Source organism: Paracoccus rhizosphaerae (genome assembly GCF_026162645.1).
Classification (GTDB): Bacteria; Pseudomonadota; Alphaproteobacteria; order Rhodobacterales; family Rhodobacteraceae; genus Paracoccus; species Paracoccus rhizosphaerae.
In genome coordinates, this window is record NZ_JAOTBE010000091.1 from 1 (window position 1) to 10,707 (window position 10,707).

Consider the following 10,707-nt stretch of genomic DNA (forward strand, 5'->3'; position numbering starts at 1 on the left):
GCAGCGCCGCCGCGGCTTTGTCTCCCCCTTCAACCGGTCGATCAGGTTGGAACGGGCGACACCCAGAGTTTCGGCCACGACCTTCACCGGAAATCGTCCTTCAGCGGCGACCGCGCGAGCACTGTAAACTTCTCGATGCCCTCAGCTCAGCATCCGTACAAGTCCCAAACTGATGAACGGGAAAACGATCAATGCGGCAATGCGGATCATGTCGCTGATCAGGAAGGGCAGGACGCCGCGAAAGCTTTCGATCATCGGCACGTCACGCGCCATACCGTTAATGATGAAAACGTTCATGCCAACCGGGGGGGTGATGAGCCCGACTTCGACCACGACGACGGCCAGGATGCCGAACCAGATCAGTGTCTCTTCCTGCGACATCCCGAAATCGAGCCCGGCAATGATCGGATAAAAGATGGGGATCGTCAGCAGCAGCATGGACATGGAGTCCATGACGCAGCCCAGGATCAGGTACAGCATCAGCATCGCCAGCAGGATCATCATCGGCGACAGGCCCGAGTTCTGGATCGCGGTGGCCAGCAGCATCGGCGTCTGCGTCTGCGCCAGAAAGGCGTTGAACGTCTCGGCCCCCAGCAGGATCAGGAAGATCATGGCAGAAGTACCGGCCGTGCCGCGCAGACAGTCGGCTATGCCGCGAAGCCGCATCCCTCCGTGCAGCACCGCCAGAACACCGGTGCCGAAGGCGCCGACAGCCGCCGCCTCGGTCGGCGTGAACCAGCCGCGATACATGCCAACGATGACAAGCGCGAAGATCAGGATCAGCGACCAGGTTTCCCGCAGCGCCCCGAGCCGCTCGGACCACGTCGCCCGTGGTCCGGCAGGACCATCATTGGGATGGCGTCGCACGAAAATAGCTACCGCCAGCATGTACCCCACGGCAGCCAAGATACCCGGCACCATCGCCGCCACGAACATCTTGGCGATGCTCATCTCTGCCATCAGCGCGTAAAGCACCAGGATGACCGACGGCGGGATGAGAATACCCAAGGTTCCCCCGGCAGCCAGAGATCCTGTTGCCAGGGCGCCGCTGTAGTTGTAGCGCCGCATTTCCGGCAACGCGACCTGCCCCATGGTCGCGGCTGTTGCCAGCGAAGATCCACAGATCGCACCGAAAGCTGCGCAACCTCCGATCGATGCCATGGCCAGCCCGCCCCGACGATGACCTAGAAATGCCGCAGCAGTACGATAGAGCGCGCGGCTCATCCCCGCTTTGGTGGCAAATTCGCCCATAAGGACGAACAGAGGGATGACCGACAGAGAATAGGTCGAGAACTGGTAAAAGGTGGAGGTCTTCAGGAAGGCGAGAAGCGGCGTGGAGCCTGTCCACATCGCATAGCCCCCAAGACCCACGGCCAGCATCGACACGCCGATGGGAATGCGCACAGCCATCAACAGCAGAAGAACCCCGAAGGAGGTCAGGCCCGCTGCAATTCCCGTCATGTCCGCGCCTTTCTAATGTGGCCGATCATGGTCGCGGCGCAGGCTGCGACCAGCAGTGTCATCGCAGGGATGATGATGGGAAAACTCCACCACAGGGGGATGCGCAGGACCATCGTCTGCTCACCGTATTCGCGCATCTCGGTGCCGCCGTGAAACAGCCGCCATGTCAAAAGTGCGGCGATCATCAGAAAGAGGAGATCGCCCGCCGCTTCCAGCAGGTGGTTACTTCGGAGGCTGGACTTGCTCGTGAAGAAGTCGACCAAGACATTGCCCCCGCTGATCTGGCACCACGGCAGGAAGCAGAAGATCGCAATGGCGCTGCCGATCTCGACGAGCTCGAAGTCCCCCGGGATGGGGGCCCCGAGGATCGATCTCTTGAGAACGCTGATGACTGTCATCAGCATCATCGCCAACAGCACCACACCGCCGATCGCGGCGAAGAAACGGCACAGGGCGGCAAGCCAGCCTGGAACCGGAACCGGAAGGCCATGGTCGGTCAAGTCGGCCGTGTCGCCCTGCACCGGCTTCACTGCCCGCGCGCCTTTTTCAGCATGGCACGGGCGTCATCCAGCATCGCCTGCCCGTCATGGCCCGCGTCGGTCATGGTCTTGACCCACGCGTCGATGATCGGCTGGCTGGCCTCTTGCCATTCGCCGAGGTTTCCTTCTGGAATGACGGTGATGGTATTGCCGGCATCCACGGCCTTTTGGCGTTCTGCCTTTTCCGCCTCGTCGAAGGCGGTGCCCGCGAGCGTCGCGAGTGCAGCCCCCGAGTTATCGTCTATTACCTTTTTCAGGTCGTCGGGCAGTGCATCATAGGTCGACTGGTTCATCACCAAGGCCATGACCGCGGTCGAAAGGCCGCCATTCTCGGCACCGAATTCCGTATGGTTTTGCGTCACGTCTTCGATGCGCAGGCTGCCGAAGACTTCCCAGGGAATGACGGCACCGTCGATGACTCCCGTCGTCAGGGCTTGAGGCACCTCCGGAACGGGCATTCCCACAGCTGTCGCACCAAGGGCGTTCAAGCCATCGGTCATGGTGCGCGAGGGCGCGCGAACCTTCAGGTCTCCCAGATCATCAAGGGACGCCACGGCGGTATCCTTGGTATGAAGTTTATAACCAGCCGGAGCGTGGATCAGCAGCGGATGGACGTCCGCAAGTTCATCCCCCATGTACTTGGCCTGATACTCCTGAAGGGCGGCAGTCGTTTCCTGCGCTGTGCCCGACATGAACGGCAGTTCGAAGACTTCCGAGACAGGAAAGCGGCCAGGGGTATAGCCTAATAAAGTCCAGGCAACGTCGACGACGCCATCACGCGCCTGATCGAACAACTGCGGCGGCTTGCCGCCCAATTGCATCGAGGGATAGATCTGTACGTCGATGCGCCCATCCGACTGTTCCTCGACCATCTTTTCCCAAGGCTCGAGGACGCCAGTCTGGATTGGCGCATCGGCTGACAGGAAGTGGTGGACGCGCAGCGTGACCTCCTGCGCAGCGGCAGCGGTGCCCAGGCAAGCTGCCGCTGCAGTCACCAGTAGAGTGATCCTTTTCATGTGGCTTCTCCTCCCATGTTGATGTCGTTGCCTGGACCCGTGTTTTGTTCGGGTGCCAGAATGTTGGTCCAGTCATGCCCTGGCTGCAGGCGGCGCAACGCGGATGTCAAAGTTTCGCGGGAATCTGACGCCATGTCGGACAATGCCGTGGCAACAATGCGCTGCGCTTCGGCGCGTGGCATGTGGCGCGCAAGGTAGAAGCCGGCGGCCTCGGCCAGCATGGCGCCACGGTCCGCGGCAAAAGTTTCAGCGATGCGGCGCGGGTTGGGTGTCAGGCTGCGGGACAGGTCAAGCGCCAGGCGCAGCGCTGCGCCGGTGCGGATCAGCATGTCTGGCAGGATCTCCCATTCCACGGCCAGAGCGGAGCCATCACGTTCCTGAGCATGAACCAGCGATCCTTGCAGCGTGCCCGAGGCACCGGCGTTCAGCCGGGCGATGCTGACCAATGCCTCGGCGGCGACGGGATTGCACTTCTGCGGCATTGTAGACGAACCGCCGCCGGTGCCCGCGTGGATCTCACCCACTTCGGACTGACCCAGAAGGATCAGATCGGCCCCGATCTTGCCTAGACTGCCGGTAACCAGCGACAGCCAACCGCCCAGTTCAGCGATCGCGTCCCGCGCGGCATGCCACGGCACCTCGGGCGCGCCTAGGCCGAGGTCGCGCGCTACGTCGGCACGCAGTGCCGCCGCATCAGGTCCGAAGGCGGCGCCGGTGCCCGCCGCGCCGTGGAGAGACAGGTTCAGCAGACGCGGCCGCAGTTCGGAAAGCCGCTCCAGATGACGAAGCAGAGGAGCGCGCCAAACTGCAATCTTTGCGCCTAGCGTCGTCGGCGCAGCGATCTGGAAGCGGGTTCGGGCGGGAAGCACGAGATCAGCATGGGCATCGGCCTTGGACCTGAGCTCCTCTATCAGCTCCGCCAGCCGTTCCTCCAGGACCATCAACGCTTCGCGCAACTGCAGAACAAGCGCGCTGTCCTGGATATCCTGCGATGTCGCGCCGTAATGAACGAAAGCCTGATCCGTTCCGCAGGCGTCCTTCAGTGCTGCGACAAAGGCTTGCGCAGGAATTCCAGCCCGTGCGGCGGACGCGACGAGCGCCGTCGGGTCAAGAGCAATGCTTCGCGCGACTTTTGCGATCCGGTCCGCGCTATCAGCGGGAATGATCCCCCGCATGCCTTGCGCTCGTGCCAGTGCCGCCTCGACGCGCCCCATGGTGGAGAGTTGGGCCTCGGCCCCCATCAAAGCGCGCAGTTCGGGGTCGCTGAACAGCCCGTCTGTCAGCATCACGGCATCCGCAGCCCGAGGATTTGGCGTGCCTGTTGCCAGGTTGCGACAGGGCGATCGTACTTCCCGCACAGATCTACGGCCCGATGCACCAGTGCCGCGTTCGAGGGCGCAAGGTTGTCGCGGTCCAGACGGACATTGTCCTCCAGCCCCGTGCGCGCGTGCCCCCCCGAGGAAATTGCCCACTCATTCAACGTCAGTTGCTGCGCGCCGATCCCAGCTGCGCACCAGTGCGTATCGTCGCCGAACAGGCGCTTGACGGTGTGGATGTAGAAGTCGAAGACCTCTCGGTCCACCGGCATGGCGTTCTTCACGCCCATCACGAACTGCACATAGGGTCGGTCCTTGATCCGCCCATCCTTGAACATGCTGGCAGCTTGAAAGATGTGAGACAAGTCGAAGGCCTCAACCTCCGGCTTGACGTCGTAGCACGCCATCTCCGAAGCAAGCCAGTCCACCAGATCGGGCGGGTTCTCGTAAACACGGGTGGGAAAGTTGTTCGAGCCAACCGACAATGATGCCATGTCCGGCCGTAGGGGCAGCATTCCGCCGCGTGCCTGCCCCGCGCCCGATCGCCCGCCAGTGGAGAGCTGCACGATCATACCCGGACAGTGTTTTTCCAGTCCCTCCTTCAGCGCGGCGAACAGATCGGGATCGCTCGTCGGCCGTCCATCGCCGTCGCGCACATGGCAATGGGCGATGGTGGCGCCGGCCTCGAATGCCGCCTGCGTCGACTCGATCTGCTCGTCCACGGTGATCGGAACGGCAGGGTTGTTTTCCTTGGTCGGCAGCGACCCGGTGATCGCAACGCAGATGATGCAGGGTTGGGACATCAAACTACCTCAGATATCGAAAAACACGGTTTCATCGTCACCCTGAAGGCGGATCTCGAACCGATAGACCGGCAGGCCGCCATCATTGTCCGTGCGCTTCGCGATCAACGTGGCGCGGCGGCTTTCCCATTCGATCAGGTTCAGGACCGGATCCTTGGCGTTCGCCTCGGCCTCGTCAGGGAAATACATTCGCGTGTTCAAGCCGATATTGATGCCGCGCGCCACCAGCCAGAAGCTGAGATGCGGCGCCATGCGTGCTGCCGCCTCATCGGCGCGGCCCATCCAGTCAGGATGGGTTTCGCGAACACGTCGTGCCACGCCAGATGCCGTGGGGTGGCGACCGGCGACGGCGCCGGGCTTCACGGTTTCGAACGACCATTCGCCCGTCTCGAAGTCGGTGATGACCCGCCCCCAGCCCCGGAAACCCTCCTCGACGGTGCCGCCACCTTCGGGATGGGGGTAGATGCCGTTTGCGTTGGCCTGCCAGACCTCGAGCAGCACGTCCTTGACTGGACTGCCCATTCCGTCGATCACCACGCCCTCGACCCGGATGCGCTGTCCCCTGGCATTCGGTCCGGCGATATCCCGCCCCAGCTCTTCGCGGTAAATGTCGAATCCCGCCGCGCCTGGCGCCAGACCGATATGCACATAGGGGCCTGCTGTCTGCGAGGCTGTTTCGCGCAGGTAATCCAGTGTCTGGCGCATGTCAGTTCCCCTCCAGCCGGTTCTCGAACAGCGTCGAGCGGCGGCCCCGCAGCACGATGTCGAACTTGTAGGCGATGCAGTCCAGCGGGATCGAGGCGTTCATGTCCAGCCGCGCGATCAGTTGCTCTATCGCATCGGGGTCGGGGATCGTGTGGACGATCGGACACTGCGCGATCAGCGGATCGCCCTCGAAGTAAAGCTGGGTGATCAGCCGCTGACAGAAAGCGGTCCCAAAGACAGAGACATGGATATGGGCCGGCCGCCAGTTGTTGACCCAGTTGCGCCAGGGATAGGCGCCGGGCTTGACGGTGCGGAAGAAGTAAAAGCCGTTCTCATCAGTGAGTGTGCGCCCGCAACCCCCGAAGTTCGGGTCGATGGGAGCCAGATAGCTGTCCTTCTTGTGGCGGTAACGGCCGCCCGCATTGGCTTGCCAGATCTCGACCAGCGTGTTTGGGACCGCACGAGCGTTTTCGTCAAGGACGCGACCGTGGACGATGACCCTTTCACCGATGGGGTCGCCGGTCTGGGCGTAATTCTTGATCAGGTCGTTGTCGATCGGATCGATGTCGCCATGCCCGAAGGTCGGCCCAGTAATCTCGCTTGCGGTGTTTTCCAGCGAGATCATCGACAGGCGCGGGCTCCGGGCAACCGAGGTCTTGTAGTCCGGCGTCAGCGCCGGCGGATGGAGGCGGCGGTCGCGTTGATAGAATTCGGCGGGCGTCATGGCTTGCCTTTCGTATCGGTGTCTTGTGCGTCCATTTCGGCGTAAGTCTGCTTGGCCAACTTCAACGCGTGATTGGCGCGGGGAACGCCTGCATAAATGGCGACGTGTTGGAATGCCTCGGCCACGTCGCGGGGGGAAGCTCCGGTGCGGGCGGTGGCCCGGATGTGCATGGGGATTTCCTCGAAGTTGCCCGTCGCGGCCAGCAGCGCCAACGTCAGCATAGACCGTTCACGGCGGCTGATGGCGTCGCTGGCCCAAACTGTCCCCCAGGCAGAGGCGGTGATCAGTTCCTGGAACGGCTGGTCCAGTTCCGATTTCGCGGCCTCGGCGCGATCCACATGGGCGTCGCCCAAGACCTCGCGCCGCACGGTCATTCCCCGGCCATAAGTTTCAGACATGGCCAATCTCCTGTAGGAAGCGAGTAAGGATTTCAGCGTAGCGCGCCGGGGTTTCGACGCAGGGGATGTGACCTGCGTCACTGATCTGATCGTAGCGCGAGCCTGCAATCATATCAGCGGTACCGCGCACGACTTCGGGCGGCGTTGCACCGTCAAGGGTGCCAGCGATCAGTTGCACAGGCAGGGCCAGTCGCGCCGCCTCAGCGCGCAAATCGGCCGCTGCGATTGCCTCGCAGCAGGCAGCGTAGCCCTCCAGCGGCTGTCGCTCCAGCATCCGTTGCCAAGGTGCAGCGTGACCGCTTTGGCGGAAGGCCGGGGAAAACCACCGCTCCATGGTGGCAGGGGCAATGCTGGCCAGACCCTTCGCCTTGATCGCGGCAATCCTGTCGCGCCACATGTTGGCCTCGCCGATCTTGGCTGCGCTGTTAGAGATCACAAGTCCCGCCAACAGATCGCCGTGACGCGCAGCCAGTGCTTGTCCGATCACTCCCCCGATCGAAAGACCGACGAAGACAACATTCGTCAGTCCCCGTTCCCGGATCAGCGCAGCGGCGTCATCGGCGAGGTCATCGATCGTATAGGGGCCGGGTGCCACCTCAGACAGACCGTGGCCTCGCTTGTCATAGCGCAGGATCCGCAGGCCGGCAGGCAAATGGGGCAGGAGCAGATCCCACACCCGCAGGTCCGTCCCCAGTGAATTGCAGAACATCACGGCCGGTCCGACTATCGGCCCCTGCTCCGCATAGTGCAGATCGACCCCATTCACCTGAATTGTTTCCATCAGTATGGCAGCCCTACGTAGTTCTCCGCAAATGCCTGCTGCTGCGCCCGGTTGTCGCGCAGAAAGGCGATATCGGCTGCCTGCATCTTCAGATCGAATGGCGACATGTCAGGGTAGCGGTGCAGCAGTCCGCTGAACCACCAGCTGAACCGCTCGGCCTTCCAGACTCGCAGAAGCGCGCGCTCTGAGTAGCAATCGATCCCCCTAGTGTGACCATCGCAATAATACTGCCGCAACCCATTATAAAGATAATGCACGTCGCTTGCCGCCAGGTTCAGCCCCTTGGCACCGGTGGGGGGTACGATATGCGCGGCGTCCCCGCAGAGAAACAACCGACCCCACCGCATCGGCTCGGTCACGAAAGAACGCAGTGGAGCGATCGACTTCTCGATGCTCGGCCCGGTCACCAGGCGGCCAGCGATCTGAGGGGGCAAACGGCGTTTCAACTCAGTCCAGAAGGCGTCGTCGGTCCAATCTTCGGTGTGATCGGACAGGGCGCATTGGATATAATAGCGTGACAGGTTCTCGTTGCGCATCGAACATAGCGCGAAGCCTCGCTCGGAATTGGCATAGATCAACTCCTCATGGACCGGGGGCGTCCGGGACAGCACGCCCAGCCAGCCGAACGGATAGGTTTTTTCGTACTCCCGTCTTACAGAAAGCGGAATGGCCTGACGGCTGACGCCGTGGAACCCATCGCATCCGGCGATAAAGTCGCAGTCAATGCGGTGTTCCGCTCCATCCCGACGAAATGTCACGTAGGGCCTGTCGGTATCTGCATCGTAAATGGCCACGTCCTCGGCGCAAAACTCTGTTCTAAGACCGGCAGCCTCGCGGGCGTCATAGAGATCGCGCGTGACTTCTGTCTGGCCATAGACGACGACTGGCGTCCCGGCCAATTCGCTGAAGTCCAGGTGGAACATCTGCCCGTTGACGGCGAGTTGTGCGCCATGGTGGACGTGGCCCTCCGCGTGCAGGCGCCCCGCCACCCCTGCCTCCTCCAACAGCCGCACGAGACCGGTCTCGAGGACCCCCGCCCGAATCCGCGCCAGTACGTAGTCACGCGTCTTACGCTCGATCACCACGGCATCGATGTTCTGCTGATGCAGAAGCTGGCCCAGCAGCAAGCCTGCGGGCCCGCCGCCTATGATCACGACTTGCGTGCGCATAGTCCCTCCATCCCGACTACTCCCTTACTCAACGATGACGATTGCATGTGCAAAGCATCAAGTAAAATGAGATCACTGGCCGAATACTTATCAAGATCGGCAATCATGGACCGTCGTATCAAGATCCGCCACCTGCAGGCCTTCATCGAGATCACACGTCAGCGAAGCTTGAAGCGCGCGGCGGAACGGCTTGCGCTGACTCAGCCGGCTATCTCGCGCACACTCTCCGAACTTGAGGACATCTTGGGCGCATCCCTGCTGACAAGGGATAGAAGCGGTGTGGCCGTCACTGCACAGGGAGATTTCTTCCTTGTCCACGCGCAGGCCAGCCTTTCCGCGCTTGAGCAGGGGCTGTCGGGCTTGAAAGATGCCGGACACCGAAAGGTAATGGCGCTAAAGGTGGGCGCGCTGCCGTCGGTGGCAGCTCGCCTGATGCCGCAGGTCGCACGGGAGCTGAGTGTACTGGCGCCCGATCTGCATTTGACGGTTGCGGACGGCTCCCACGCCGCACTGACCGAGCAATTGCGCGACGGCTTGCTCGATCTGGTAATCGGCCGGTTGGGCGATCCCCAGACAATGCGCGGCCTGAGCTTTACCCAGCTTTATCTCGAGGAGGTGGCGGTGGTGGTGAGGCCCGGGCACCCGATCCTGACCGATCCGGACCTGCGGCGCATCGTGGACTGGACCGTTCTATATCCCGATCCGTCGGCCGCCATACGCCCGATCGTCGAACGTTTCCTGATTGCCGAAGGGATCGCCCTGCCCCCAAACAGGATCGAAACTGTCTCGGGTGCCTTTGGCCGCGCCTTCACGGCGCAGAGCGACGCCATCTGGTTGATATCGGCAGGAGTGGTCGAAGGTGAGGTGCAGGCCGGCCGACTGGTACGTCTTCCGGTCGCCACGCGGATAACAGAAGGCCCCGTCGGTTTGATGGCTTGCGCGTCGGCTGATCCATCGGGTGATCCAGACGCGGCGCGACATCTGTTCGCTGCGGCAGTGAACCGGGCAGTTTCCAGCTTGGGGTTAGACGAAAGCCTGAATCGGCTGGAGTAGGTGTCCTTTCCCGGATGATCACATTGACCCTCGTCGGCCCTCGCTCTTCATAACAAGATCGGTCCTGCGCGAGCGTCATGAAAATCGCAACAAGCCTGCACGGCGCGGTAGTAGTCGCCTTGATCCTCAGCGAGGCAATTCCGCACTCGGCAAGGGTTCGAATATCTCTTCGGTGGCAAAGGCAATGTGCCGAGCCCGTCCCTGCCGACCATGTGCAAGCGGCACGACGCCACTGCCGGCCGCAGCGCTGATGCGGTCATTTCAGGAACGCCGAGCCCCAGAAGGCAACCGTGAAGCCATCGCCCCCAACGAGGCCTTGGGCTGCCAAACATTTGTCGCGATGAAGCGAATACCACCGCCAACTCTGCAACAAGACACGAAGACACCTCGTGAAACTGCGGGGTCAGCGACTCACAGGGTTGGAATCTTGACGGCAACTCGCGGTCGGCATCGCCGTCTTGAACGGCTGAACGGCGCTCAGAAGCCCTGTTACAGAAGCCGTGGGGTTAGCTTAACCATGACGAGGGCACCTCTGGCCATCGCTCAGGTTGTGCAACAGGGCCGCCCGGCCGATTTATCGCGTTACTGCGACCACGAATGCAGGTGCGCATTCTAGGGTCAGGATGCATAACCAATAGATGACGGTTGCTGCGAGGGCGATGGCCGAGAGGAAGACCTTCGGACATCTGTCGTATCGAGTTGCCACGCGCCTCCAATCCTTAAGCCTGCCGAACATGATCTC

At 62.1% G+C, this 10,707-nt stretch carries 11 protein-coding genes; 1 reads left to right on the plus strand and 10 read right to left on the minus strand.

From position 1 onward, the window contains the following. Positions 1-141: 141 nt before the first annotated feature. The 10 genes from OC184_RS18335 to pobA are packed head-to-tail and all read right to left on the minus strand — an operon-like array spanning position 142 to position 8,912. Entirely contained in the window at positions 142-1,461 is a 1,320-nt protein-coding gene (locus OC184_RS18335) for a TRAP transporter large permease (RefSeq protein WP_265508598.1), read from the minus strand. Then, the gene (locus OC184_RS18340) at positions 1,458-1,991 is read right to left on the minus strand and encodes a TRAP transporter small permease (protein ID WP_265508599.1); all 534 of its coding nucleotides are present in this window, start codon (positions 1,989-1,991) and stop codon (positions 1,458-1,460) included. The genes OC184_RS18335 and OC184_RS18340 overlap by 4 nt, the downstream gene beginning before the upstream one ends. Then, positions 1,988-3,016 (minus strand): TRAP transporter substrate-binding protein, encoded by a 1,029-nt coding sequence (locus OC184_RS18345; protein ID WP_265508600.1) that lies wholly within the window; start codon positions 3,014-3,016, stop codon positions 1,988-1,990. Before OC184_RS18345 ends, OC184_RS18340 begins: the two co-directional genes overlap by 4 nt. After that, on the minus strand, positions 3,013-4,302 hold the full coding sequence (locus tag OC184_RS18350) for a lyase family protein (protein ID WP_265508602.1): 1,290 nt from the start codon (positions 4,300-4,302) through the stop codon (positions 3,013-3,015). The genes OC184_RS18345 and OC184_RS18350 overlap by 4 nt, the downstream gene beginning before the upstream one ends. After that, on the minus strand, positions 4,302-5,135 hold the full coding sequence (locus tag OC184_RS18355; protein ID WP_265508603.1) for a BKACE family enzyme: 834 nt from the start codon (positions 5,133-5,135) through the stop codon (positions 4,302-4,304). Before OC184_RS18355 ends, OC184_RS18350 begins: the two co-directional genes overlap by 1 nt. 9 nt (positions 5,136-5,144) lie before the next feature. Next, positions 5,145-5,840 (minus strand): protocatechuate 3,4-dioxygenase subunit alpha, encoded by a 696-nt coding sequence (locus OC184_RS18360; RefSeq protein ID WP_265508604.1) that lies wholly within the window; start codon positions 5,838-5,840, stop codon positions 5,145-5,147. A 1-nt stretch (position 5,841) separates the two neighbouring features. Next, complete coding sequence (gene pcaH, locus OC184_RS18365; protein WP_265508605.1) at positions 5,842-6,564, minus strand: protocatechuate 3,4-dioxygenase subunit beta; 723 nt, start codon at positions 6,562-6,564, stop codon at positions 5,842-5,844. Next, a complete protein-coding gene (gene pcaC, locus OC184_RS18370) occupies positions 6,561-6,962 on the minus strand; it encodes a 4-carboxymuconolactone decarboxylase (RefSeq protein WP_265508607.1) in 402 nt (133 codons plus the stop codon). The genes pcaH and pcaC overlap by 4 nt, the downstream gene beginning before the upstream one ends. Beyond that, on the minus strand, positions 6,955-7,743 hold the full coding sequence (gene pcaD / locus OC184_RS18375) for a 3-oxoadipate enol-lactonase (RefSeq protein WP_265508608.1): 789 nt from the start codon (positions 7,741-7,743) through the stop codon (positions 6,955-6,957). The genes pcaC and pcaD overlap by 8 nt, the downstream gene beginning before the upstream one ends. Further along, entirely contained in the window at positions 7,743-8,912 is a 1,170-nt protein-coding gene (gene pobA / locus OC184_RS18380) for a 4-hydroxybenzoate 3-monooxygenase (RefSeq protein ID WP_265508609.1), read from the minus strand. Before pobA ends, pcaD begins: the two co-directional genes overlap by 1 nt. A 105-nt stretch (positions 8,913-9,017) precedes the next feature. Here pobA and pcaQ point away from each other — a divergent pair, with 105 nt between their 5' ends. Continuing rightward, the gene (pcaQ, locus tag OC184_RS18385; protein WP_265508610.1) at positions 9,018-9,965 is read left to right on the plus strand and encodes a pca operon transcription factor PcaQ; all 948 of its coding nucleotides are present in this window, start codon (positions 9,018-9,020) and stop codon (positions 9,963-9,965) included. Positions 9,966-10,707 lie beyond the last annotated feature (742 nt).

Coding starts and splice junctions, on each gene's coding strand:
- OC184_RS18345 (WP_265508600.1), bottom strand. CDS start 3,016: ATGAAAAGGATCACTCTACTGGTGACTGCAGCGGCAGCTTGCCTGGGC.
- OC184_RS18350 (WP_265508602.1), bottom strand. CDS start 4,302: ATGCTGACAGACGGGCTGTTCAGCGACCCCGAACTGCGCGCTTTGATG.
- pcaQ (WP_265508610.1), top strand. CDS start 9,018: ATGGACCGTCGTATCAAGATCCGCCACCTGCAGGCCTTCATCGAGATC.
- OC184_RS18355 (WP_265508603.1), bottom strand. CDS start 5,135: ATGTCCCAACCCTGCATCATCTGCGTTGCGATCACCGGGTCGCTGCCG.
- OC184_RS18335 (WP_265508598.1), bottom strand. CDS start 1,461: ATGACGGGAATTGCAGCGGGCCTGACCTCCTTCGGGGTTCTTCTGCTG.
- pobA (WP_265508609.1), bottom strand. CDS start 8,912: ATGCGCACGCAAGTCGTGATCATAGGCGGCGGGCCCGCAGGCTTGCTG.
- pcaD (WP_265508608.1), bottom strand. CDS start 7,743: ATGGAAACAATTCAGGTGAATGGGGTCGATCTGCACTATGCGGAGCAG.
- pcaC (WP_265508607.1), bottom strand. CDS start 6,962: ATGTCTGAAACTTATGGCCGGGGAATGACCGTGCGGCGCGAGGTCTTG.
- pcaH (WP_265508605.1), bottom strand. CDS start 6,564: ATGACGCCCGCCGAATTCTATCAACGCGACCGCCGCCTCCATCCGCCG.
- OC184_RS18360 (WP_265508604.1), bottom strand. CDS start 5,840: ATGCGCCAGACACTGGATTACCTGCGCGAAACAGCCTCGCAGACAGCA.